The 26060-nt window shown below is 38.2% G+C and carries 24 protein-coding genes; 11 read left to right on the top strand and 13 right to left on the bottom strand.

The window, feature by feature from the left end:
- Positions 1–17: 17 nt before the first annotated feature.
- Positions 18–1301, bottom strand: a complete 1284-nt coding sequence (locus tag M0R16_02895; GenBank protein MCK9611831.1) for a WG repeat-containing protein — start codon at positions 1299–1301, stop codon at positions 18–20.
- Positions 1302–1303: 2 nt separating this feature from the next.
- The gene (locus tag M0R16_02890; GenBank protein ID MCK9611830.1) at positions 1304–2545 is read right to left on the bottom strand and encodes an NAD(P)/FAD-dependent oxidoreductase; all 1242 of its coding nucleotides are present in this window, start codon (positions 2543–2545) and stop codon (positions 1304–1306) included.
- A 259-nt stretch (positions 2546–2804) separates the two neighbouring features.
- Here M0R16_02890 and M0R16_02885 point away from each other — a divergent pair, with 259 nt between their 5' ends.
- The 5 genes from M0R16_02885 to M0R16_02865 all read left to right on the top strand — a co-directional run bounded on the left by M0R16_02885 (position 2805) and on the right by M0R16_02865 (position 8117).
- Positions 2805–3500, top strand: a complete 696-nt coding sequence (locus M0R16_02885) for a TonB-dependent receptor (GenBank protein MCK9611829.1) — start codon at positions 2805–2807, stop codon at positions 3498–3500.
- Between the two features lie 50 nt (positions 3501–3550).
- Complete coding sequence (locus tag M0R16_02880) at positions 3551–4783, top strand: carboxypeptidase-like regulatory domain-containing protein (protein MCK9611828.1); 1233 nt, start codon at positions 3551–3553, stop codon at positions 4781–4783.
- A gap of 112 nt (positions 4784–4895) precedes the next feature.
- Positions 4896–5381, top strand: a complete 486-nt coding sequence (locus M0R16_02875) for a hypothetical protein (protein ID MCK9611827.1) — start codon at positions 4896–4898, stop codon at positions 5379–5381.
- Between the two features lie 76 nt (positions 5382–5457).
- Positions 5458–7698, top strand: coding sequence for a TonB-dependent receptor (locus tag M0R16_02870; protein MCK9611826.1), 2241 nt, complete (start codon positions 5458–5460; stop codon positions 7696–7698).
- Between the two features lie 29 nt (positions 7699–7727).
- Positions 7728–8117, top strand: coding sequence for a heavy-metal-associated domain-containing protein (locus M0R16_02865; GenBank protein MCK9611825.1), 390 nt, complete (start codon positions 7728–7730; stop codon positions 8115–8117).
- Positions 8118–8256: 139 nt separating this feature from the next.
- On the opposite strand, the gene M0R16_02860 is transcribed toward M0R16_02865, so the two are convergent.
- The 7 genes from M0R16_02860 to M0R16_02830 form a co-directional block, all read right to left on the bottom strand.
- Positions 8257–8526 carry a hypothetical protein gene (locus tag M0R16_02860; protein ID MCK9611824.1) on the bottom strand — a complete coding sequence of 90 codons (270 nt, stop codon included), beginning with the start codon at positions 8524–8526 and terminating at the stop codon, positions 8257–8259.
- Positions 8527–8544: 18 nt separating this feature from the next.
- Complete coding sequence (locus M0R16_02855) at positions 8545–9753, bottom strand: M48 family metallopeptidase (protein ID MCK9611823.1); 1209 nt, start codon at positions 9751–9753, stop codon at positions 8545–8547.
- A gap of 22 nt (positions 9754–9775) precedes the next feature.
- Positions 9776–10333, bottom strand: coding sequence for a LemA family protein (locus M0R16_02850; protein ID MCK9611822.1), 558 nt, complete (start codon positions 10331–10333; stop codon positions 9776–9778).
- A 28-nt stretch (positions 10334–10361) separates the two neighbouring features.
- Positions 10362–10760: a zf-TFIIB domain-containing protein gene (locus M0R16_02845; protein ID MCK9611821.1), complete on the bottom strand. Its 399-nt coding sequence runs from the start codon at positions 10758–10760 to the stop codon at positions 10362–10364.
- Positions 10761–11074: 314 nt separating this feature from the next.
- Entirely contained in the window at positions 11075–12127 is a 1053-nt protein-coding gene (locus tag M0R16_02840; protein MCK9611820.1) for a hypothetical protein, read from the bottom strand.
- A gap of 28 nt (positions 12128–12155) precedes the next feature.
- Positions 12156–13187 carry a hypothetical protein gene (locus M0R16_02835; protein MCK9611819.1) on the bottom strand — a complete coding sequence of 344 codons (1032 nt, stop codon included), beginning with the start codon at positions 13185–13187 and terminating at the stop codon, positions 12156–12158.
- Positions 13188–13299: 112 nt separating this feature from the next.
- Positions 13300–14151 (bottom strand): mechanosensitive ion channel family protein, encoded by an 852-nt coding sequence (locus M0R16_02830; protein ID MCK9611818.1) that lies wholly within the window; start codon positions 14149–14151, stop codon positions 13300–13302.
- A gap of 152 nt (positions 14152–14303) precedes the next feature.
- Between M0R16_02830 and M0R16_02825 the strand changes: the two genes are divergently transcribed.
- The 3 genes from M0R16_02825 to M0R16_02815 all read left to right on the top strand — a co-directional run bounded on the left by M0R16_02825 (position 14304) and on the right by M0R16_02815 (position 16974).
- Positions 14304–14750, top strand: coding sequence for a hypothetical protein (locus tag M0R16_02825; GenBank protein ID MCK9611817.1), 447 nt, complete (start codon positions 14304–14306; stop codon positions 14748–14750).
- Between the two features lie 102 nt (positions 14751–14852).
- Positions 14853–16400 carry a DUF4301 family protein gene (locus M0R16_02820; protein MCK9611816.1) on the top strand — a complete coding sequence of 516 codons (1548 nt, stop codon included), beginning with the start codon at positions 14853–14855 and terminating at the stop codon, positions 16398–16400.
- Between the two features lie 124 nt (positions 16401–16524).
- A complete protein-coding gene (locus M0R16_02815; protein ID MCK9611815.1) occupies positions 16525–16974 on the top strand; it encodes a hypothetical protein in 450 nt (149 codons plus the stop codon).
- 58 nt (positions 16975–17032) lie between these two features.
- Here the strand turns inward: M0R16_02815 and M0R16_02810 are convergent, their stop codons facing one another.
- Positions 17033–17935 (bottom strand): cation diffusion facilitator family transporter, encoded by a 903-nt coding sequence (locus M0R16_02810; protein MCK9611814.1) that lies wholly within the window; start codon positions 17933–17935, stop codon positions 17033–17035.
- Between the two features lie 148 nt (positions 17936–18083).
- On the opposite strand from M0R16_02810, the gene M0R16_02805 reads away from it, so the two are divergent.
- Complete coding sequence (locus M0R16_02805; protein MCK9611813.1) at positions 18084–19814, top strand: phospho-sugar mutase; 1731 nt, start codon at positions 18084–18086, stop codon at positions 19812–19814.
- Between the two features lie 60 nt (positions 19815–19874).
- Here M0R16_02805 and M0R16_02800 read toward each other — a convergent pair whose 3' ends face one another.
- The 3 genes from M0R16_02800 to M0R16_02790 form a co-directional block, all read right to left on the bottom strand.
- A complete protein-coding gene (locus M0R16_02800) occupies positions 19875–20558 on the bottom strand; it encodes a hypothetical protein (GenBank protein ID MCK9611812.1) in 684 nt (227 codons plus the stop codon).
- A 106-nt stretch (positions 20559–20664) separates the two neighbouring features.
- Positions 20665–20856, bottom strand: a complete 192-nt coding sequence (locus M0R16_02795; GenBank protein MCK9611811.1) for a cold shock domain-containing protein — start codon at positions 20854–20856, stop codon at positions 20665–20667.
- 180 nt (positions 20857–21036) lie between these two features.
- A complete protein-coding gene (locus M0R16_02790; protein MCK9611810.1) occupies positions 21037–22047 on the bottom strand; it encodes a hypothetical protein in 1011 nt (336 codons plus the stop codon).
- A 217-nt stretch (positions 22048–22264) separates the two neighbouring features.
- Here M0R16_02790 and M0R16_02785 point away from each other — a divergent pair, with 217 nt between their 5' ends.
- Both M0R16_02785 and xdh read left to right on the top strand, forming a co-directional pair.
- Positions 22265–23452: a diaminopropionate ammonia-lyase gene (locus M0R16_02785; GenBank protein ID MCK9611809.1), complete on the top strand. Its 1188-nt coding sequence runs from the start codon at positions 22265–22267 to the stop codon at positions 23450–23452.
- Positions 23453–23498: 46 nt separating this feature from the next.
- Positions 23499–26057, top strand: coding sequence for a selenium-dependent xanthine dehydrogenase (gene xdh / locus M0R16_02780; GenBank protein ID MCK9611808.1), 2559 nt, complete (start codon positions 23499–23501; stop codon positions 26055–26057).
- Positions 26058–26060: the final 3 nt, after the last annotated feature.

Here is a 26060-nt window from a genome sequence, read left to right as displayed (position 1 = left end):
TTTGTTTGCCGGAACTTCTATTCTGTAACAACAAATATGCATTGCCCTTTCGAGTTATAATATCCCCATCCTTTCCCTTTTATTACTTTGAATATATTTTTCCCTATGTGCCGGATTCCATCAAATTCAAGCGGAACAATATATCTTCCGCTGGTGTTTATTACTCCGCATTTTCCCGGCTTACCATAGTCGGGCTCATATTCTTTGGTAACACTTCCCTTATTGACTATAGCAAATCCATTATGAAAATCCAGGGCGTAGTCATACTGTGGCGCGATTTTTATTTTACCAGTCTTATCAATATATCCGTATTTCCCTGATTTTATAATACGGGCCATTCCCGATGAAAACTCAAATACGGTCTGGAATTGAAACGGTATCACGACCATATTGTCTTTGTTGATAAAACCCCACTTCCCTTTTTTCTTAACTGCGCAAAGGCCTTCCGAAAAAAATCCTGCACCTTCATATTCAGCGGGTATTGCCAGATTGCCTGATTTATTCATAAAACCCCAACTTCCACCCAGTACCTGATAAAGGTCTGATGAAAATACTCCTCCGATATTTACGGCACAGAGTCCTTCGCTGAATCCGTTTATATATCCGTATTTACAGGGGGTAACAACTTTTCCCGAAGTATCTATCATGCCATAACGGGCTGAATCAGCCGTAATAACAATGGCCAATCCGTCTTTAAATGCTTTTGCATCAAAAAAATTACTATCAGTGATGTAGTTTCCTTTTTTATCAATATAACCTTCATTAAAAATGTATCCTACAACTGCTCTTCCTTCGCTGAAGTAATAGGAGCTTATAAAATGCGGCGGTATTACAACATTTCCGTATTTGTCAAGGCTGCCCCAGCGACCGTTTTGTTGAAACTGTGTCAGGCCGTTATTAAAATCAAGGATGTTGTTATAAATACAAGGAATTACTTCATTGCCACTTTCATCAATGAACCCATATACCCCTTCATAAATCACCCTGGCACGGCTTTCTGAAAAGTCATAAACCATGTCATAAACGGGTTCGGTTATCGGGTTCCCCAGGGAATCAATAAATGTCCAAGTTCCGCCTTCCATAAAACCCATATCATCAGGTATTCCTCCAACATTAACACGCGCCCTTCCTTCAATCATATTGCCAAGAAAATCAAATTCAGGTTTAATAAGGTATTTCCCGGTAGTATCAATGAAGCCATATTTGCCATTGACTTTTACGGGAAGGTAATTGTAATTGACCTGTTGAGCGGATAACCCTATGCATATTGAAAGCAAAAATATAATGATTACATTTTTCATAATCATGATTTTTGCATTGAAATTCCTGCAAGGTAACCCGTTGAGAATGCTATCTGCAGATTATAACCGCCGGTATCGGCATCGAGGTCAATCACTTCCCCGCAGAAAAAAAGATTTTTAATCAGTTTCGACTCCATGGTAACCGGATTGATTTCACTGGTACTGACTCCGCCAGCAGTTATTATAGCTTCTGCAAAACCTCGGGTTCTTATTATTCGTAAACGAAAATCTTTTAATAACAATCGTATTTTTTTTCTTTCAGCCGATGAAATCTGGTTGCCAGTTTTTTCCAATGGAATGCCTGTACTATCTGCAAAAACGGGAATCATGCTGGAAGGAAGCCATAATTTCAGCAGTGAATTGAAACTTTTTTTCCCGTGTTCATCCATATCACGCAAAAGCCTTGCATCTAATTTTTCATGGTCTAGGGCAGGTTTAAGGTCAATTGAAATTTCAACATTCTTTTGCTTTATTTCCCCGGGTTGTATTTTTCTGCTTAAAGATAAAATGATAGGCCCCGAAACGCCGAAATGTGTAAATAGCATTTCCCCGAAAGCCGATGCTGTTTTCCTTCCTTCAACCCATATATGTGCCTGAACATTTTTCAGCGAAAGTCCTTGCAAGCGCTTTGGAATATCACTGTCAGTCTCAAAAGGAACCAAAGCCGGATAAACAGGTTTAATCGTATGTCCTAGTTCTTTAGCCATACGGTAGCCGTCACCTTCAGAACCTGTGGCAGGATAAGAAGCTCCTCCTGTGGCAAGCACTACTTTTTTAGCAGGGATGTGTTTGCCGTTTGCAAGAATAATTCCTGTAGCTTTGTTATCATTCACTGTGATACAACTTACAGGTTCTTTACAAATCATCTCTATACCTTGTTTTTTTGCCCATTTCACCAGGGCATCCACTACATCCTGGGCGCTTTCGCTGGCAGGGAAAACCCGCCCGCCTTGTTCTGTTATTGTCGGAACACCTATGCTTTCAAAAAAATGTATTAGTTCCTTCGAAAAAAATGTTGCAAAAGCATATTTCAAAAATCTGGTGTCAGGGCCGATATGTTTCATGAATTCTGATTGTGGGGCAATATTGGTGATGTTACATCTGCCCTTGCCACTGATGCGTAACTTACGGGCAGGCATTGGCATCTTTTCGAGCAACATAACATGCAAACCCCTGCTTGCAGCTGTTCCGGCACACATCAGTCCTGAGGCACCTGCCCCTATGATAATGACATCATAATTCATTTACTAAAAATATTTGCTAATTTATGGTATTTCTTATTAGGTTTTGCGAACTTTAAAAAAACTGATACATAATAAATAAAAAGCAAGTTATGACCACTTACTGAAAAGGTACTGCCGTTCACTTGTTTAATTTTCCGCTTTCTGATTTCATTCAATTAAGGTTCATTCCTTCTGATAACTTAACACTAAAATTAAAATTTCATCAATATAAAACCCACTTGAAACGAAATAAAATTATTAACCAAAAAATTTTAACGTTATGAAAAAATTATTTTTATTCTGTGCCTTCATCCCGTTCCTTGTAGCACAGGTCCATGGACAAAACACGGGAGTCATTAAAGGTAAGTTACTTGACAATGAAACCAAGGAAACCCTGCCGGGAGCAAATGTGGTCATAAGTTCAGGTAATAGCACGGTGGGCTGCCAAACCGACCTAAACGGGTATTATGTTTTGAAGCCACTCAGTTCAGGCAAATATTCAATAAAAATTTCTTACATGGGGTATAAAACTGTCACTATCGAAGGTATTGAAGTCAGCCCCGGAGAAATAACGTTTATCGAAGATGCTTATGTTAGTATGGAAGGCATTATCATTGACGGGCAACCCGTTGAAATATACGGATATAAAGACCCGCTTATAAAACCTGTTCCTGTGATCAATGTCAGCCCTGATATGCTTGATAACCTGGCAGGAGGTCACAACATAAATACCATAATAAGTAATTTGTCTTCAGATATTTATGTTAATGAAGATGATGAAATATACTTCCGCGGCTCAAGGGACAACAGTGTTGTTTATATTGTGGATGGTGTTAAGGCTGCCGACGGACAAGCACATATACCTTCGGGTGCTATAGGAAAGATGATGGTGTATACGGGTGGAGTACCTGCAAATTACGGTGATTTTACCGGCGGCTGTGTTGTTATAGAGACAAAAAGTTTTTTTAATAAATAAGATGTATCATTTATAATTAATTCAGGTTTTGCAACCGTATAATTGAAGAAATGAAAACAACAGTACCCATAAGCGTCTTACTAGTTTCTCTGGCTTGTTCGGTCCTGCTCTGCCATGCTCAAAAAAACTATACGCTTAATGGTCATGTGTTAGATTCAGCAACCAAAAAGCCTTTATCTGATGCTGAAGTTTTTTTGTACGGGCAGGTAAATAAAGCTTATACAAATGATCAGGGATATTTCTTCCTCACAGTATCGTGTTTTAACTGCGAAGCAGAGATCCGTCATTTGTCATATAAAACTGTCAAAACAAGAATTTCTGTCTCCGATGATACTACGATTATTTACCTGCCTGCAAAACCTGTTAACCTTAACCCTGTTGACATAACGGTTTCAAAACCCGAAGAGGTCATCCCGGGGAAAGCATATCATGTTATGGATTATGAGATCAGCGGTGACAACATTGTCCTACTGGCTTTTGAAAATCAGAGTTTTCTAAAACCAAAGCTGTTGCTTGTCAGTTTTTTGGGTGACACGCTAACAAATATCCCGGTAAATAAACCTGTTGGGCTTTGTAAAGATTTCGACGGAAAAATTTATTTTATTTCTAAAACCACTGCCTATGAAATCATGATTGATTCAGAGAAATTAATGCTGGCAAACCCTATTAATATTGAAAAGTTTAACAGTATAAACAATGTGATTGTTGGTCATGCCGGTGAGCATTATTATTTAAGGCAATACATGTATGAAGATCAGGTACTCAATTATTACAATTATTTTGAACCTGATGACAGCCTCAACTGCTTCAGAACTCTTGCAGACCATGATAATATACAAAGGAACCGTTGGGGCGTATATTTCGATGGTAAGGAAGAAGACCTCCGTTTTCAGCAACTTGTTATCAACCGGCCGCTGTATGCACCACTTATAAATTTAAACGATACCTTAATCCTGTTTAACTTTTTGGAATCAAAACTGGAAAAATTCAGTATTGATGCAGATAAAATATCAGAAACAGGAATCACTTTTCAACTGGGCAGAAATTACGTAAGAGAATTATATATTGACGTTGCAATGCAAAAGGTGTATATATTATTCAGAAAGAACGGCATTTCACAACTGAAAGAGATCAGTACCGGCAATGGTGCGATCGTTCTGTCAATAGAAATACCGGGCTTTGTATTTATAGAAAAAATAAAGGTCAACGAAGGTTATTTGTATTTCTTATACAGGCAGAAGGATCTTGCTGAATATAAAAAACTCTATAAAATGAAAATATAGTTTGTTTTTTAGCATTGATAATAATGACAAATCATATAAAGGAAGTTAAATCCATGTTAAAACTACAAACAGGTTTTCTTTAATATAAAATTTATACTATTTTTGTATTGCAATGCTTAAATTGTTTAAAAACATTATTACCATTATTGTTGCAGTTGTATTTGCTTCAGCTGCTACAGGCGTTTATTTTATAAACCATCATTGCAACAAATCTGGCAGTAGTGATTTACACTTCAAGCCGGTAACAACATGTGAATGCAGCATTGACAGTTATTTCAGCCACTCAAATTCAGCAATTAAAGAGGAAGCAGAAGATCATTGTTGCAAGGCGGAGATTATAATTGGCAAAGACAATCTTTTAATAAATGCAAAAGATGAATGTTGCTCATTTAAGAATTTCTTTATTAAAGTATTTAGCCCGTTTTTTAAGCTCAGTGTTAAGATTTCGGAAGAAAGTATTTTTCACATATCTTATTTTTTATCTGAAATAACTTCTGTTTATTCGACAAATGATTCTATTCCTTTATTAAGAATCTTAGAACCACCACCACTATTTTCATTTCCTGTTTATCTGAAGAACAACATTCTTAGATTATAATCCTTTTTTTATTATAGTTTTTTTTGAAGGCAAAAAAGCCTTCATGATATTTTATTAACCGTAATAAAAAAAGATTATGATATTTAAAACAAGATTTATATTTCTTTTTCTTTTGCTGTGTGGGATTCTGAAAATTTCGGCACAAGTGCAATATGTCGAAGGTACTGTGAGAGGTATTTCGGCAGACAAAGAAAAATTTAAAACCGAACGACTGCCCTTTGCCAGTGTTTATTGGCAGGGTGGTAATATTTCCACCACAGCTGATGAAAACGGAAAGTTCACAATTGCTGTGTCTGGTAACAAAGAACTCAAACTTATTGCCAGTTTTGTTGGATATAAAGCCGACACTGTTACACTCGTTACCGGACAAAGCAGGGTTGATTTTTCATTGATTTCTAATGCCACTTTAAACACAGTGGATATTCAGGAAAAGCTTGGAGATTATATTTCTAAAATTAAACCGATAAAAACAGAAGTCATTACTGAGGATGGTTTACAAAAACTTGCCTGTTGCAATCTTTCTGAGAGCTTTGAGCGTACGGCCACCGTTGATGTTGGATATTCGGATGCTGTTTCTGGGGCAAAGCGCATTCAGATGCTTGGATTGTCGGGCATATACAGTCAGATACTCACTGAGAACATACCTTCTGTTCGCGGACTGACTTCATCTTATGGCTTGTCTTATATCCCTGGTTCATGGATGCATTCCATATTGGTATCGAAAGGTACTTCATCGGTAATAAATGGTTATGAATCCATAACAGGACAGATAAATGTGGAATATAAAAAACCCGAGACGAACAAAGAACCTTTGTTTTTTAACTTATATGGAAATAGTGAAGGCCGTTTCGAGGGGAACCTGAATTCAACCATCAAGATAAACGAGCGTTGGAGCACCATGATATTGGGCCACGGCTCATATTTTGGTTTTATGATTGACAGAAACAATGATTCCTTTCTGGATGCTCCAAAATTCTGGACTGCAAATTTTATGAACCGATGGCAATACGAAGTGTCAGGTAAGATGCATATACAGTTTGGGATAGGCTATCTTCAGGATGATAAACAAGGCGGGCAGAAAGAGTTTTATAAAGCAGAAGAACCGCTTAAGCCTGATTTTTATGGAATTGGTGTGGATGCCAGGCAATATTCTGCATTTTTAAAAACCGGCTTTTTCATGGGAGCACATAATGAATCAAGCCTGGGTATTGTGAGTTCTTTCAACAGGTACGAACTTAATTCGTTTTATGGAAAAAATGCTTATGACGGTACTCAGAACAGCGTTTACGTGAACTTGATTTTTCAGTCCATTATGGGAAATACCAACCATAAATACAGTACGGGAACCAGTTTTATGTTTGATGATTATTATGAAACCTTCAATGATTCATTATTTGAGCTTAGGGAATATGTCCCCGGAGTCTTTTTTCAGTATTCATATACCTATCCGGAAAAACTTAATCTTATTATTGGATTAAGAGGTGATTACAATTCAGAATTTGGTTTCTTTTTTACCCCCAGGTTGCATATTAAATATGATATCACGGATAAACTAATCCTTAGGGCTTCGGCTGGAAGAGGATATCGTTCTCCGCATGTCATTGCAGAAAATACAAGCCTTTTGGCAAGTTCAAGAAGCATTATTTTTGAAAGCAACATGAAAGCGGAAGAAGCCTGGAACGCTGGAATAAATATTACTAAGGAATTCTGGTTGACCGAATCACTTAAGGCAAGCCTTGGCGCTGACTTTTATCACACTTCTTTCATAAATCAAATAATTGTTGACCTTGACAGAAGCCCTCAGGAAGCAGTTTTTTATAATCTTCAAGGAAGGTCATATTCAAACAGCCTACAGATTGACGGTATGATACAGCCTTTTAAAGGTTTTGAAATCACTTTGGCCGGGAGGTATAATGATGTCAAAAAAACAATTGATGGTAAGTTTCGTGAAGCTCCTTATGTGAGTAAATTCAAAGGCCTTATCACTTTATCGTATGCGACTAAGTTTGAAAAATGGAAGTTTGATGTCACGGGACAATTTAATGGAAAAAGCCGTCTTCCTGATACAGATACCAACCCTGAGCCCTACAACAGGCCTCGCTACTCAAAGGAATATTTTATGCTCCATGCACAGGTAACAAAAAAGTTTAAATACATTGATATTTATCTTGGAGCTGAAAATATCACCAATTATATGCAGCACCATCCTATTGTTTCACACGAAGAGCCTTTCGGAAAGTATTTTGACACTTCGATGATATGGGGGCCGATGATGGGTGCAACTATATATGCAGGATTAAGATTAACTATAAAATAAACATGAATAAACAATTTAATACCAATACTATGAAAACAAAAAATGCGATGCTTACTATGTGTATGATGGCTGTTTTTATGATGGCATCAACAATGTCTTTTTCTCAGACAACAAAACCAGATAAGCAGGTTGTGAAATTTAAAACCAATGCTCATTGCGGTTCGTGTAAAAATACCATGGAACAGGGTTTGGCTTATGATAAAGGCATCAAGGATGTATCAGTTGACCTGGATACGAAAATACTCACTGTGGTTTATAACCCAAAAAAAACGAACGAACAAAATATAAAAGCAAAAGTAAATAAATTGGGCTATACAGCCGATTTAGTAACCGAACCATGTATGGGTTCGGGCAACAAAACAGGAAATGGTTGTGTGAAATCCTGCCCCGGGCATAGCCAGGGTTGCGGCAAGCACTAATTCTGATTTTTTTCCTTTGATTTATAATTACAATTGAGTTTTATGTGCATTTTGGAGTAAAATTTTACTCCAAAATGTACATAAATAAAATATGGAGTCTGTAGGTAATTAAACAATACAGGGATGTAAAATCGAATTTTTATTTTTCGTTTTTCTTTTTTTTGCTTAACCCAAAAGCTATAAGCACACCACTTATAATTGTCAGAAAGATACCTGAAAATAATGAAATGTAAAATGTTGACAACTTATCAGTCCATTCCTGAAATAAACCTGAAAACAAAATAAGTATTACGCCTGCCAGCAGGAAAATAATCCCGTTAGTTATTTTTTTAAAGCCAAATTTCTTATATAACAAGTAAGAAATAAGAATAAACACTATGAGCGACAGTATAAATATTAATGTTTTCATATGTTGTGTTATAATGTGTTATTTGTTTCCAATAGGGTGTTCTTTCCCGCAGCGCGTGCAGTAAACCTTATCTGAAGCATAATTAGATGGTACTTTAATTTTCATACCGCAATTGCAGTTGATGAAAGAGTATTTATCCATTTTCATCATGATGTCATGTGAGGCACGTGTGGTGGTTTTGCTATCGGCAAAAGCGGCTACCCCCGAGCCTTCTCTGAAAGCAATACTTTCTGAATTATCAAGTTCGCCGGAGGGGATGATGGTTTTGTTTTTACCCGATACCGAATTAAAAGCTTTTTGATAGTTAACAAGGCCGGCTCCGCCTGACATGGTGCGCAGAATACGGATGCGCTCTGAGATAGGAGGGTGGGTGCTGGTGAGGTCCGACATCTTCATCCCTTTTTTCTTCAACGGATTGCAAATATATAGAGGGGCTGTAACTTTATTTGCCATAGGTATTTCTTCCGTCGAACCGGAAATTTTTTCCAGTGCGGAGGCCAGCCCTTCAGGGTAACGAGTAAGTCTTACTGCGGATGCGTCGGCTAGGTATTCGCGTTTGCGTGAGATGGCAAAATAAAGTAGCTGAGCCATAATGGGTGTAAGGATGGCTAATACGAGTGCAATTACCATGATAACTATTTGCCCTTGCCCGCCTCCTTTTCCGCGGCTACGCCCGGCGCCTAAAAACATACTGCGCAGAAAAATTTCGGAAATAATCACGATGGTGCCCAGCATCACTCCTGCCAAAGTCATGAACTTGATGTCGCGGTTCACAATATGTGACATTTCGTGTGCTATCACTCCCTGAAGCTCGTCCCGGTTCATGCGGGCCAGCAAGCCTGCGGTAACAGCCACTATGGCGTTGTCAGGATTCATACCCGTTGCAAAAGCATTGGGGGCGTCCGTAGGGATAATGTATATCTTTGGCATTTTACGCATGCCGGCGGCTATGCTCATTTCTTCAACAACATTAAACAACTGAGGATGTACATCAGGGGTAACCTCTTTTGCATTACTTGCCGAAAGCATGATAGAACTTCCGCTGGAAAAAGCAATAAGTGTCATTACCAGCCAGATGAGCAAGGCTACTATAATACCTATGAAAGCGCCACCACCCTGAGGGTCGTAAAAATATCCTATTCCAAAGCCCAATCCAATGAGTAATATTCCCATCACCGTGATGAGAAAAAACGATTTTCGCTGATTGGCTTTAATGACTTCCCACATAAATCTGATGTCTGTATTTTATTTATTGAAAACTAACTTTGGGAACTTCTTTTTCGGCCTGGTCCTGAATTTCAAAAAATACTTCATCTTTGAAGTTGAACATACCAGCAATGATGTTTGATGGGAAAGTTTGTTTTTTATTGTTGTAAAAAAGAACCTGGTCGTTATATGACTGGCGTGCATAGGAAATTTTATTTTCTGTGGATGTAAGTTCTTCCTGCAGAGCCAGGAAATTTTGGTTGGCTTTCAGGTCGGGATAAGCTTCCACGGCTATGTTTAAACGCCCCATGAGGTTGCTCAATTCTCCTTCAGCTTTGATTCGGTCAGTCATAGTGTTTGCCCCCATTGCGCTGGCACGTGCTTTGGTGATACTTTCCAGTGTCTGACGTTCATGCACCATGTATCCTTTAACAGTTTCAATAAGATTGGGTATCAGGTCATGACGGCGTTTCAATTGAACATCAATCTGTGCCCATGCATTTTTTACCTGGTTTCTTAATTTGATAAGCGAGTTGTAAATTCCGATAACCATAAATATCAGAAGTGCAACAATTCCTAAAATAATCCATAATGCGGTCATAATTTACCTCCTGTGATTTTAATTTGTATTAAGATTTTAATTTATATGCAAACATGTCATTTAATAATTTTAAAACCTTATGGTCTTTATCTCTGCTACTTCCAAGTTCAATAACTTCATGCAGTTCTCTTTCGTCAAACCATAATCCGTGGTTTTTTTTGCATTTGTCCAGGAGTACTTTGTTATTTCTCCCGACTAAAACTTTGTTCATCTTTTTTGAGCATACCGGGCAACGGCGTTTTTTTTCAGGATTTTTAAAATCAGCGCTGAAAGATTCCAGTAGCTTTTCTTTTTCGGAGGCATTTCCAAGTAATAGTTCTAACTCTCCCTCGTCAAGCCAAATACCTCCACATCCCTGGCAATGGTCAATTTCTATCTGATGTAGTTCCAATACGAGCATCGGTTTTTTACATACTGGACAATCCATATAATTTTATTTGTTAATTCAGTAATTCAAAAATACAAATATTAATATTGTACTCCTAACTTTACTGAGTATTTTATTAATTGGTAAATGAATTAACAAATTTAGTGTCTTTTTGTGTTTTTATGACAATTAGTCCATTAATATTATCAGATGTTACAAAAAATGGAATAATTGACAGTACGTTTGTATAAAACTATGGTTTCGTATCGGCTAAGGCAGGTAAATGAAAATGCTTATCACTTCGTACAAAATAACCACCTTTACATGCTGAATATAATACTTTGTATGGTTTAGGATTAACTAATGTAAAAAAGTTAAAGATTGAGTTTTAAAAGCTTGTATTCATCAGTATTTTGATTCTTTCCAACAACCCAGAAATGTGTTCCGTCATAAGTAATTCCGCCAGTTTCATTATCAAAAAGGGGAGAATCAATATAATACGATGATACAACCCCGAAGGAGGAAACCTGCCATTTAAATAAATAATGACCTCCAAAAAAATATAAAAAGCCATTTACATATTCCATGCCTGTAAAACCACCCGGATAAGTAAATAGCCACATGTTGAAATGTGAAACCATATCAAAGCTGAAAACTTTTCCCGTTGGAGTGCAGTAAACCATACTCCCTCCGCCACTTATTGCGAGGGCTCTGATTCCTTCCGATGATATAACCGGGCTGGTATTCAAAACTGAACCATTTGAAGGGTCGACCTGGTCAAAGGTGTTTATATCAGCAATCCAGATGGACGGGGCCACACAAGTTACTCCTGCATAATAATAATTTCCGGATAAGTTTAATGTTGTATGTGAACCAGTTTCTGGGTTTATCCTGTATATTTTGCTGGAATTCCAGCTCCCGGACCACAGAATATTGTTACCATCAAAACCAATATCCTGATTACCCTCTCCGCCAACTTCCGGATTCTCTATAGAATCAGTAACGCTTAGATAGGTAACCCATGTTGTCATGTCAGGAGCATTTGTGTTTTTTTTAAGGACCACCGTATCAGTTTTGTTAGTTATTTTGAGTGTATCGTTAACAACGACATAATTATATACCGAATAGTCGTAATATAACTGGTTGTTTGTGATGAAAGCCAGATCACTGGAAATGGTTTTAAATCCGTACTGGGCGGAGTCAAGTAAATTAATACTGAAATCACTTTTAATAATGACGTACTTTGTTTCGCTTAAGCCACTCACAACAGTCCATTTTGTAAAAAGAGCCGGGTCAGGTGACGATGCAATTCCCATCGGTCCTGCAGGGCCTTCTGGGCCTTGCGGTCCAGTATATTTATCCTTTTTACACGAAATAAAAAAACTCAGGGCTAAAAAAAGTAATAATGCTGTTTTTATGTACCTCATAATGCTTCTTTATAGAAATTAATTTGTATTAAAGGCTAAGTTTATAAAGGCTATATTGATACGTATCGATATCCTGACCTACAATCCAGAAATGTGCTCCATCATAAGTGATACCGCCGTTTCCCCAGAAGTTTAAATTTGAGTCGTTGATGTAATAGATCTGAACAACCTGGAACGTTGGTGATAACTGGCATTTGAATATCCATTCGTCTTGTAAAATGTATAAATAGGAATCAACATACTCCATTCCATTCGCGTAAAGTTCAAATTTCTCGGTGATGTCGTTGGTTAAGGGGTTCCAGGTTTTGATTTTATTATCAATGCAGAGCCACATGTCATTAGCGCCAACCAGAGCAAGTGCTTCAACTGTTCCTGAACCCAATACCGGGCTTGATGAAAGAGTCATCCCGTTATTGGGCGATACCTGGTAAATTCTGTTGTCGCTGGAAATCCAATAAGCAGTTGAACAGGTTACCGAACCATTGTTGACACTGTTGATCGATAAGTAGGTAACATCATGTGTTGTTGTATTGATAAGGAACAGCGTGTCTGAAGGACTTTTAGCAGTCCATGCAATTTTGCCACTGGTGTATCCAATATCAAAAGCCGCCATATCGTTTTTCGGACTGGGAATGTTGTCGGTAATGGTAACGAAAGTCACCCATTCTGTTTCCGTGGGTGCGTTGCTATTCTTTTTCATGACAATGTTTTTAGAGAAATTAGTTAATCTCAAAGTGTCATTGCTGATTGTATAATTGAAAACTGTATTATCAAGATAAATTTGTGCATAGGTTATAAGTGCCATGTCTTCAAGGATGTGTTTAAACCCGTATTCAAGCGAATCGAGAAGGTAGGTCATGTTGTTATTATAAACAATTACGTACTTTGTTTCGGGCAGTCCGCTGACGACTTGCCATTTTCCATATAGTTCAGGATTTACAGTTTGTGAAGTGCCTGCCTGACCGCTGGGGCCTTCGGGTCCCTGTGGCCCTTCTTTTTTACATGAGTCAAAAACAATCAATATAAGAGCAAGCTGTAGAATAACCTTTATAGATTTCATTTTTGTAAGATTATTAAATTTATATCAGATGAATAAACATACAAATGTAATTATTGTTTATTTATTACAAAATAATTTGAAATGAATTTTAATAAGCATATTGTTTACAAAATTATGCCTGATGTATCACCCGTTGTGGGTAGGGCATCTCAATTCCTTCTTTATCAAAAGCAATTTTTATACGTTTGCGCAGTTCGCCATTCACTTCCCATTGTTTCAACGGTTGTGTCTCGCCCGTTATCTTTATTATGACTGCGGAGTCCTCAAATTTATCCACCCTCAGAAACTGAGGAGGCTTGTTTATGAGGCTTTTCCATTGAGGGTCGCTGGCCAGTTGCAGCCCGACTTCATTGGCCACTTTTATCACATGGTCAAGATCAGCATTATACGAAATGCCGATATTCATATTGATATAGGCATAATCTTTTGACAGGTTCGACACGATTTTAATTTCTCCGTGGGGAACGTAATGCACCGTCCCGTCCATGTCGCGTAAGGTTGTCAACCGTAAACTAATATCTTCCACAACCCCGGATGTTTTATCAAAACTCACTACATCGCCGATACGGTATTGATTTTCGAAAATGATGAAAAATCCTGACAGTATATCACGAATGATATACTGTCCCCCAAAACCAACGGCTATCCCGACAATACCGGCGCCAGCCAGCAACGGCCCGACAGGTATTCCGGCTTCCTGAAGCATCATCAGCCCGCCCAGAAGAAAAAAAACGATACGGTTAGTCCAGTTAAATATCCTGATCAGCGTAAATTCCCTTTTTTGCCGTGCTTCAGGCGTACTTTCCTTATCGGCAGCAACCGAAATACGCACTATCCTGCGGATGGCCCTGCTGACTATTAAATAAAGCACAATCGCTGCAATAATAATTATCACAATCTTGACACCGTGGTTCAGCAGCCAGGGAATTAATTTGTCAAACCATTTTGTGAAATCGTATTTCATGTTTTTTTAATGCAAAGTAAACAAAGAATTTGAACGTTAATAAAGCAATAGTTAATGTTTTTAATAATTATTTGGAAAAAAACTTGTTTTATAATAATTAAAGAGGTATATTTGTACCTAAATACTACATAATTTATTTAAAAATAAAATTTATGAAAACAAAAGCAATTTTATCGGCATTTGCAATGCTATTTATAAGCTTTGCATTATCGGCTCAAAGTTTAAACGGCCAAAAATTCAGTTTCCCGAATGGCACCAAAGAATGGTCGGAGCCCATTATTAAAAATTTACAATCTGTAAAAATGGAAAAATCGGGAGTAGCACCGGTGGAACTGTCATTCAGAGTTAAGCTTCAGAAAAAAGTTGCTGCCGGAAAATGGTATTACGTGGAAATTACCAACAAATCGGAAATAACTAAAATTAAATTTGACCTTTCTGCCGGTTTCGGACAAGATGTATACACTATTAAATTAAAACCCGGTGAAACCAAAAATTTTGAAAAGTTTAACTGGCACCTGATGAGCTTTGCAGATAAATGTTTGCCTGATGACCAGGTGGAAAGCTGGGCCTTTGACTTTAAAGAAATTTCTGCTAACTAGACTTTTTCAGATTTAGCATATTTTTATTTGTTGGAAATTTTTCATTTTCTTCATTTTTACAGCATATATTAAGCGAAAAGATAGTATGTTTGAAGAAAAAATATGCTTAATCCATCTGACCTAAACCAACTACAACAAAAAGGAATAAGCCCGGTTGAGATAGATAATCAGATTAAAAATTTCATCAGGGGCTTTCCTTATGTAAGCCTTGTAAAAGCGTGCACTCCACAATCGGGTTTGAAAGTATTTGATAAAACCTATGCGAAAAATTTTGCCGAATATTACAGCAAGAATTTACTTTTTAATAGTGTAATTAAATTCGTTCCTGCATCGGGCGCTGCTTCCCGCATGTTCAGCCACTTGTTCAGCTGGTGCGAAGAAAACCGGAATTCAGAGGTTCAACAAATTACTAGTGATAATTACGATTTTAATTCGGCAGAATATTTTTTAAAAAACATCCGGAAATTCGCTTTCTTCGACAATTTAAAATTAAAATTGCACGATGCCGGGTATGATATTGAAGAATTACTGAATAAACACAATTATGCCCTCATCATTGAATTTCTTTTAAATGAAAGAGGCCTGAATTATGCTAAGCTTCCCAAAGCGTTGATAAAGTTTCACAAATATGCAGGCCTTAGCCGCACCGCACTGGATGAGCACCTGGCAGAAACAGCTCAATATTGCAAAAATGAAAATAATGAAGTTCATATTCATTTTACGATTTCTCCAGAACATATTGAAAAGTTTGAAACCCACCTGAAAAGTGTCCTTCCGTATTTTGAAAAAAAATTTAATGCAAAATATAATATTACACACTCTGTACAGAAACCATCTACCGACACCATCGCTGTTGACGAAAATAATGAACCCTTCCGCAATAATGATGGTTCTTTACTTTTTCGCCCTGGCGGGCACGGAGCGCTGATACACAACCTGAATGAAATCAACACGGACATAGTGTTTGTTAAAAACATTGATAACCTTGCGCCAGAAAGTTTATCAGAGGACACGGTGTTTTATAAAAAAGTGCTTGCCGGCTACCTGCTCTACATCAGGTTTCATGTGTATGAGTACTTGAGATTGCTCGAAAATGAAAGTATTGAAGATGATGACGTAGCTAAAATAACCAGTTTCATTATATCCGAATTTGCTCATGATTTTCCTTTGGAATTTAATACTTTTAAGCAGATAGAAAAAGCAAATTATCTGAAAAGCTTTTTAAACCGTCCGTTGAGAATTTGCGGCATGGTGAAAAATCAGGGCGAACCCGGCGGCGGGCCTTTTTTTGTGTGCGACAGTCACGGACACATAAGCCAGCAAATTGTGGAATCATCTCAGGTAAATATGAATGACGAAACACAAAAAAATATTTTTAAAACATCCACACATTTCAACCCGGTTGATTTGGTATGCAGCTTCGTTGATTATAAAGGTAAAAAATTCAATCTTCTGGATTTTGTTGACCCGGGTACGGGATTTATTTCTACAAAATCCAAAGATGGCAGACCTTTGAAGGCGCAGGAGCTTCCGGGCTTGTGGAACGGTGCCATGGCTTATTGGAATACAATTTTTGTAGAAGTGCCTATTACAACATTCAACCCTGTAAAAACCGTTAATGATTTGCTGCGTAAAGAGCATTTGGAATGATACTTCATATGTTTTTTTATCATCATTACATTTAAATTTTGAAATGAGCATAAGTTTGCATTTGTTTTATTGCTTTTTGGTTTTTACCTTTGCAATTAATTCCAAATTAAATCAATAAAAAAACATGAAAAAGATTGGCATTATCTCATTGGTAGCAGTTGTAATATTTATTGCATCATGCACAACCGTTTCGAATGTGGCAAACAGCGATGCCGGGGCAACGGCAACAGGGACAGCCTGCGGAAAAGTACTTGCAAGCATGTATTCACAATACAAATCAACAGGGAAAATAGATATGGGCAGCACCACAACTATATCCAATATAGTTCAGCTGGGAACTTATGTTGCTGCGCTCAAGAATAACAGAAACTCAACAACTTACAAACAGGCATTTGCAGCAGGTTTGGTAACAGGCTCTACAGGTCTTGTTACTACCGGTAACTCAACTGCAGTAATGAATGCATTACTGAACCTTACCGGGTTAAGTGGTTACTCGTCAACTGTAGCAAGCACTTCCACACAAGCAATCAACATTGCCAGTGGGCTGGTAAATTTGTTTCAGCTGTTTAAGTAATTTTTGTAACGATTTTTTCTTTTATTAGGTAGGATTAATGTAGTCTTATTTGTATTTTCTAAAAGTCTGTCAGGCAATTTTTTTCCATATTTTCATTTTCAATCTGAAAAGTAGTATGATTTATCCCAAATTCATGCCTGAGTTCTTTTTGTAAATCTCCAATGAAATTGTCACTGGCACCGCCTGGCATAATAAGATGTGCTGTTAAAGCAACTTGAGTGGTGCTCAAAGCCCAGATATGAAGGTCATGAATGCCTGTAACTCCTTTTTGCGTAGATAGAAAATTTTTTACTTTATTAATGTCAATATGCTTGGGTACTGCGTCAAGCACAAGGTCAATTGAATCGGAGAGCAATCGCCATGTTCCCCAGATAATAATGGTAATAATTAATAAACTTGTTACCGGGTCAATCCATTGTTTCCCTGTTATATTGATTAACAAACCTGCTATAACTACCCCGAGAGAAACACCTGCATCGGTTGCCATGTGAAGAAAAGCCCCTTTGATATTGAGGTCGTTTTTCTGGCCTTTATAAAACAGCATTGCAGTGAAGCCATTGATGAATATTCCTATGCTGGCTACAATCATGACCTGGACTCCGGCAACAGGTTCAGGCTCTTTGATTTTTGCGAAGGCATTCACTGCAATTACTGCAATAGCGCCAAACAGCATCAGTGCATTAAGGATAGAAACTAAAATGGTTGTTTTACGCAGGCCGTAAGTATATTTTCCACGGGGTTTTATTGTAGCCATCCATGCTGCCGACCATGCAAAAACCAATGCAAGAACATCGCTGGCATTATGGCCTGCATCAGCTAATAATGCTGATGAATTTGCAATAAACCCATAAATAATTTCTATAATTACAAAGGCTACGTTGAGCCCAATGCCAACAATAAAAGCTTTTCCATGAGTTACCTGAATGTTTTGAACATGCCCTTGTTCAGGTTGATTTGTCATTTTGTCTATATTACTTATGGATTGTTTTACAAAAATAAATTAAACAAATAAATAAAGCCACCCAATCGTCAAAAAACATAATAATACACTAATTTAAGCCATAACATCCAATTCACTCAAATTTATTATTTTTGAAAAAAACTAACCCATGTACAACGACCATGAAATACTTGAACGTGCCCGTTTATGGCTCGGCACTGACTTTGACGAAAGCACCCGCCTGGAGGTGAAAAGAATGATGGAAGAAGATTTATCGGAACTTAAAGAGTCCTTTCATACCAATCTGGAATTTGGCACCGGCGGTTTGCGAGGCATTATGGGAGCAGGCACCAACCGCATGAATAAATATACAGTGGGGATGGCTACACAGGGACTTGCCAACTATCTAAAAAAAATGTTCCCGGGTATTCAACAAATTAAAGTGGCTATTGCATACGATTCGAGGAATAACAGCCGGTATTTTGCACAGATTGCGGCAGGTATTTTATCAGCCAACGAGTGTAAGGTGTATCTTTTTGAAAACCTTAGGCCCACTCCCGAACTGTCATTTGTTGTAAGGTATTTGAACTGCCAGAGCGGTATTGTGATTACTGCTTCGCACAACCCCAAAGAATATAATGGGTACAAAGTATATTGGGATGATGGCGCACAACTGGTAAGTCCGCACGACAAAAATGTTATTGAAGAAGTACTTAAGATAAGTTCTGTTGGCATGGTGAAATTTGAAGCGAAAAATGAAAACATTCATATAATAGGCAAAGAGATTGATGAAGTTTATCTGTCTGAAATAAAAAAACTTTCCATAATTCCGGAAGTAATTCAAAAACATGCAGACATACCTATTGTCTATACCCCGCTGCATGGCACCGGTATCAGCTTAGTACCGGAAGCTTTAAAAAGATTTGGATTCACCAACATTTCTCTGGTGGAAGAGCAGGCCAGTGCTGACGGGAATTTTCCAACAGTAAAATCTCCCAATCCTGAAGAGCAAGCCGCCATGAGTATGGCGCTTGCAAAAGCAAAAATCTGCAATGCCGAATTGGTTTTAGCCACCGACCCCGATGCCGACAGAGTGGGCGTTGCGGTTAAAAATGCTAAAGGGGATTTTGTGCTGTTGAATGGTAATCAAACAGCCTCTGTGCTGATATATTATATTTTGAATCAGTGGAAACGAAAAGCTATGCTCAGCGGTAAGGAATTTATCGTTAAAACAATTGTTACTTCCGAGCTTCTTGCCGACATTGCAAAAAAATTCGGAGTGGAATGTATTGATGTGCTGACCGGATTTAAATATATTGCCGAAATTATCAGGAAATTTGAAAATCAGAAAAAGTTTATTGGTGGCGGCGAGGAAAGTTACGGTTATCTTGTAGACGATTTTGTACGCGACAAAGATGCAGTAATTTCGTGCTGTCTTATCGCCGAGGCTGCGGTTTATGCCAGAGAGCAGGGCATTTCATTTTATGAATTATTGCTGAAAATTTATAAAGAGTTTGGGTTGTATTACGAATCGCTGCTTCCCATAACTAAGAAAGGTATTTCCGGTGCCGATGAAATTAAACAAATGATGAATGATTTTCGCAATAATCCACCAAAAACAATCGACGGCTCTGAAGTTGTTTTGATAAAAGATTATCTTTTACAAAAAACTGTAACTGCCTGTGGAGAAACATCCCCGATTGAATTACCCAAATCGGATGTGCTGCAATTTTTTACTGCAGACGGAAGCAAGATAACGGTAAGGCCATCGGGTACTGAACCTAAAATCAAATTCTATTTCGGAATCAAAACAGTGATAAATGATGTTTTGCTATTTGATGAAACCGAACAAAGATGTAAGGAAAAAATCAATAGCATCAAAGCCGATTTGAGCCTATAAAAAAAGCTGGTAAAAATAACAGCTTTTATTAACCTTATAAATGTTGATAATAAAATCATATCAGGCTGTTTGATTCACTCCATATTCGTCTTCCTGGTGAACCTCGATTTTATTTAGTTGAATAATATACCAGAGTATAAAAACACTTGCCACAGCACCAAAGAAACACCAAACCGAAAGAACATGCCCGAAGAAAAATATTCTGGAGAAAATGTACGAAGTCAGGTTAATGAGGCCTAAAGCCCACATTTTTTTGACACTCGAAAGCATAAAGGAAACGATAGTCGGAATGAGGTAGAGCAAGCCGTAGATCCATGGCAAAGGCGGCACATAATCATAAGTATAATTGATATGAAGTTTGGCAGCATTTGCATCTATATTATGAAAAATCATAACATAAAGAAATCCGAGAATAATCAGAAATCCTAATCCTAAAAAAGAAAGCAACACTTTTCTTTTGATTCGATTTTTTTCAAACATTGCCATTGAAAAGGGAATGTAAACAGGCCAGACAAGCCATGCGAAAAATAAAAAACCTAATATCAATGGCTGTTTCCATGACATATACAATTTGCCGTCAAGTACCAGCCAAAGCATCCCTTCAAGGAATTGCTGGACAGCGAAAAATATGGGAATTATTGCAAAAACCTTTTGAGGGAAGTTTGTCGCTTTTTTTAAAGCTATAATGCCAATAATACCAATCACGGCACTTGCACCAAAACTTGCTTCAGCAGAAAAACACATATTTGGAATTTTTACACAAAAAAAATAAAAAAATTAAAAAAAACAAAAAAAAACCCTCCTTTTTTCGGGAGGGTTTATGTACTTAATGATTTAAAAAATGGTTTAGCTATCCTCGTTTAACATTAACCGCGTTTAATCCTTTTGGACCTTCTTTTAATTCAAACACCACTTCGTCGCCGTCTTTAATTTTGTCAATCAGTCCTGATGCATGAACGAAGTATTCTTTGTCGGATTCATTATCTTTTATAAATCCAAAACCTTTTAATTCATTAAAGAATTTTACTGTACCTTTTTTCATTGTAATAAATTATTGTTTAAAATTTATGCAAAGATAAACATAATAAATTAAACCACCTAAAATATTTGATGAGAGATAGATAATCCCTTAAAATGTTAAATAATATAAAAGGCAGAAATACAAATAGATGTGTTGTTTTTTTACATTTTTAGGGGTGTAATATTTTTATGATTTGTCAAATTAAACACCAGGATTCAGGTTGATTTCTTTATGTTTAACTTTTCTTATTAAAAACTTATAGATAATCTTGTCCGGAATTTTTTTTGTGATTTTCACCAGTAAGAACACTACCGACATACTTAAAAAGAGCCGAATGATAAAGACTCCGTTAAAAGTGGCTCCCAGTGCCATCATTAATAATGTGTCTTCAATAACGCTGTGGCAGAGCCCCATCAATGCCATGGCATAAAAAATATCTTTCTTTGGTATTTTGGGATTCGACCTGGCTTCGTCAATTATCAACGCTCCGCCATAAACTACTCCGAGTGTAAGGCCCACTAAGGCAATGGTGCTTACCTCTTTGCCTATGCCCATCAGCTTCAGAAAAGGGCTTAGCCCCTTAGTTATCAGGTCAATCACTCCTATGATTTTTAGTACTTTGAGTAGCAACATCAGGCAAAAGATAAAACAGATGATTAGCCCGTAATTTTTGAGTTCTGCTAAAGCCCAAGCGGTCAGTGAATTGTCAGCACTTATGTCCGGACGCCATGCAAGAACAGCAGGTTCGTTATACCATCCGCCCAGTTGATAGATTTTAAATACCACAAAGCCGAAAGCAAAAGCAAAAATAAAACGTATTGAAAACATGGCCATAACTCTTACTCCGGTTTTGCGTGCAATAGCCAGTTCAATAGGAAAAGTGTGTGCTACCAGCATCATCATGCTGATTACTGTAACCTGAGCGATGCTTAGTTCCAACCCCTGCGAAATATTTAAAAAGGCAATAATCCCCCCAAACAAATTAGTCATCATCCCTGTTGCCCATACCAGCCCCATTTCGCCGGGTAAACCCACATACTTCATTACAGGAAAGAGAGCATCGCCTATCAGAGATACTACCCCCATCATTTGTAAAAGTTTCACGATGATAGATATGGGTATCATGATACGGAACAGGATAAAAACCGTTCTGGCAACATCTTTAAACAATTGGATGAAAAAGTCTTTTATTTTTCCTGCCTCAAAACCCATCTTGAATTTTTTTGCAAATATGTACAAAAAATCACTCATATTGCCGCCGGTCTGAAAAAAATGAGTAGGTTTGTTATGAGGAAAATTTTCAAAATACTAATGCCTACAAATGATTATTGTTCAGAACTCCAATTTATATGGCAGGTAGTATTTGGAAATAACTTTAAGGTAATTTTATAATCCCGTTAAATGATGTTTATAAAAAAATCAAAATACAATGTGTAAGTTTATTAAAAATCCATTTTACAAGGATACTCCCGAATGGAGCATCCAAAAAAGTTTTTTTTTGGATGATGGTATTTTAAGATTTCACAGCTCACTTCAGGGTTATGAACCGACACCAGTTCATTGCCTGCAAAATCTGGCACATAAGCTGGGGATAAAAGCCATTTTTATAAAGGACGAATCTTTTCGTTTTGATGTTAAAGCTTTTAAAATAATGGGGGCTTCTTATGCCATATTTTGTGTTTTGAAATCAAAATGGGAGAATGAGTTTAACAGCGGGTTTACAATTTCTGATTTCAAAGACCCGGTAAAAATGAGTAAGCTGGGTTCATTTACTTTTTGTGCAGCCACCGATGGTAACCACGGAAGAGCTGTTGCATGGACTGCCCGTAAACTTGGGCAAAAGGCTAAAATTTATATGCCATCCAATTCAGTGCTTTCAAGGATTGAAAATATCAAAAACGAGGGAGCAGAAGTTATTCTTGTTGACGGCACTTATGACGATTGTGTGAACCTTGTGGATGCTGATGCCCGGGCTCATGGTTGGATAGTGATTTCTGACACGGCCTATAAGGACAATATGTATTTTCCACAACAAATAATGGCTGGTTATACGACCATTTTCAGGGAAATGGAGAATTCAGTGAATAAACCACAAAAGTGCGAAGCTGATGTGGTCATTTTGCAGGCAGGGGTTGGTGGGCTAACAGCTGCGGGTATCGGGTATTTTGTTCATAAATATGGCCAACACAGGCCTAAAATAATATGTCTGGAGCCTCAAAGGGCAGACTCTGTGATGGAGTCAATTATTAATGGCAAACCTTCGGCATCAGCAAATGATTACAATTCAATAATGGCAGGATTAAATTGCACTATTTCTCTTTTAGCCTGGGATTATATAAAAGAAGGAGCTGATTATTTAATGACGGTCAGCGATGCTTATGCGGAAAAAGCGATGAGGCAATATTATTATCCCATCGGGCAAGACCCACAAATCATTTCAGGTGAATCAGGGGCCGCAAGCATGGCTGGGTTTTTAGCTTTATTCGAAGAAGAAAAGCTTGCAGGGTGGAGAATGAAAATGGGAATAAATTCCGAAACATCAGTTTTATTGATTAATACAGAAGGAGATACCGACCCGGAGAATTTTAAAAGGGTAGTAGGGCTGGGAAGTGCCTAAAGTTTTAAAGTGCCTAAGGTGCCTAAAGTACTTAAAGTTGGAAGTTATGGTGAGTTTTTTATTAAATAATGAAAAAGTAAATTATGAAGGTGATTTAAAAAAATCCTTGCTGAGTTTTTTGCGTAACGATAAACACATTACTTCTGTTAAAGACGGTTGTTCGGGGCAGGCATACTGCGGGGCATGCATGGTGGAAATCAACGGAGAAATTAAATTATCATGCGTCACAAAAATGGAAAAGCTTGATAGCGCTGAAATTATAACGCCTGAAGGTATTCCAGATCATATCAGGGATATTATTGCTAAAGCGTTTGTGGAAAAAGGCGCAGTGCAGTGCGGATTTTGCACTCCGGGTTTTATTATGAGGACCAAAGTCCTGTTCCAGAAAAATCCCATGCCTTCCCGCGAAGAAATTGCCGGTGCATTAAATATGAACTTATGCCGCTGCACCGGTTATATAAAAATTATTGATGCCATAGAAATGGCAGTCAGGCACTTGCGGGAAAACAAAGCGGTAACTTTTTCTGAAACCAAAGCTGGCATTGGCAGCTCTTACCCAAAGTATCAGGCATACGAAACTGCCATCGGAGCACGGAAATTTGTGAATGACATGCATTTTGAAGGCATGCTTTTCGGAGCGCTTAGGTTCAGCGAACACCCCAGGGCAAGAATAAAAAGGATAGATGTTTCTGATGCGGAAAAACTTCAGGGTGTTATAAAAGTGGTAACTGCAAAGGATGTTCCGGGAACACGCTTCACGGGGCTTATATATAAAGACTGGCCACTGATGATAGCCGAAGGAGAAATAACAAAATATATAGGCGATGTTCTCTGCGGCGTCATTGCTTGTGATGAAAGCACTGCAAGAAATGCTCTGAAGCTCATCACTGTTGATTATGAAATCCTTCCTGCAGTTACCGATACTTATCAGGCATTGCAGGAGGATGCTGAGCAGGTGCATCCCGGGCGTTCAAACCTGCTTGAAAATTGTATAGTGCGTCGTGGAGGCAATATTGAGGAAGCCATTAAGAACTCGGCATATGTATCATCTGGTTTTTACCAAACACAGCGTATAGAGCATGCATTTCTTGAAACAGAGTCTGCCATTGCATTGCCGGAAGATGGAGGTATTCATTTATACAGCCAGGGGCAGGGAATATATGTTGACCGCAGGCAGGTTTCAGAACTTCTGAATATTCCCGAGGATAAATTACGAATTACCATGGTGCCATGTGGCGGAGGTTTTGGCGGCAAGGAAGACCTGACCGTTCAGGGGCATGCGGCTTTATATGCGCAATTAACTGGGACGCCAGTAAAAGTTACTCTTTCGAGGGAAGAATCTATTAGAATGCACCCCAAACGCCATCCGGTGTTTATGGATATCACTCTTGCATGTGATGAAAAAGGCATGCTTACCGCATTGCGGCTAAGGGCTGTTGGGGATACCGGAGCTTATGCGTCGGTGGGCACTAAAGTTATGGAACGTGTGGCGGGACATGCCAGTGCAGGATATCATGTTCCGGTGGTTGATATAGAATCAAAAACCGTTTACACCAACAATATTCCTTGCGGTGCCATGCGTGGCTTCGGAGCCAATCAGGCGGCTTTTTCCCTGGAAAGTTGTATTGATGATTTATGTGAAAAAGGGGGTTTTGACCGATGGAAGTTCAGGTACGACAATGCACTGACTGAAGGGAAAATGACCGCAACAGGGCAGGTGCTCGAAAAGGGTGTTGGCATAAGAGCCACATTGCTTGCGGTTCAAGATGAATTTTATAAAAACAAATTTACGGGTCTGGCTTGCAGCATTAAAAACTGCGGTGTGGGTAACGGAATGATTGATTTCAGTCATGCGCTGATTGAGATAAGGTCGGAAAAAGAAATTGTGGTGAAACATGGCTGGACGGATATGGGACAGGGCATCAGCAATGTAGTGATACAAATTCTGGCTACAGAAACAGGAATTGACCCGCACAATGTAGTGGTGGAAATGGACACCGAAGCCGGATTGGAAACAGGAATGACAACATCTTCCAGAGCAACGGTACTTCTTGGTAACGCACTTATTGATGCTTCACGGAAATTAAAATCTGCCCTTGACAACAAACATATTTCTGAATTGTCAGGTCAAAAATTCTCCGGATACTCGGAATGTAACTGGACCACCAGGCCCGGTGCTGATGTGGAAAAAATTGTAACACATTTTTCATACGGATATGCCACACAGCTAGTAATACTTGACGAAGAAGGGAAACTGAAAAAAGTTGTTGCTGCGCATGATGCCGGCAAAGTGATGAATAAAACCATGTTTGAAGGGCAGATAGAAGGCGCTGTAGTGATGGGACTTGGTTATGCCCTTAGCGAAAATCTACTGATGGAGAATGGTTATTTGAAAAGCGATAAACTTAAGGATTGCAGGTTGCTAAAAGCTAAAGACGTTCCCGAGATTGTTGTTAAAGCAGTTGAAGTGAGCGATAATTTTGGCCCATACGGTGCTAAAGGAGTTGGGGAAATAGGTTTGGTGCCTACTGCAGCAGCAGTGGCTAATGCTTATTATTGTTTTGATAAAATAAAGAGGTTTTCTTTACCCCTGAAACTTGAATAAATT

The organism is Bacteroidales bacterium (genome assembly GCA_023228145.1).
Taxonomy (GTDB): domain Bacteria; phylum Bacteroidota; class Bacteroidia; order Bacteroidales; family CAIWKO01; genus CAIWKO01.
Note: the sequence above shows the minus strand (reverse complement) of the source record. Positions and strands in the feature narration are given on the sequence as shown.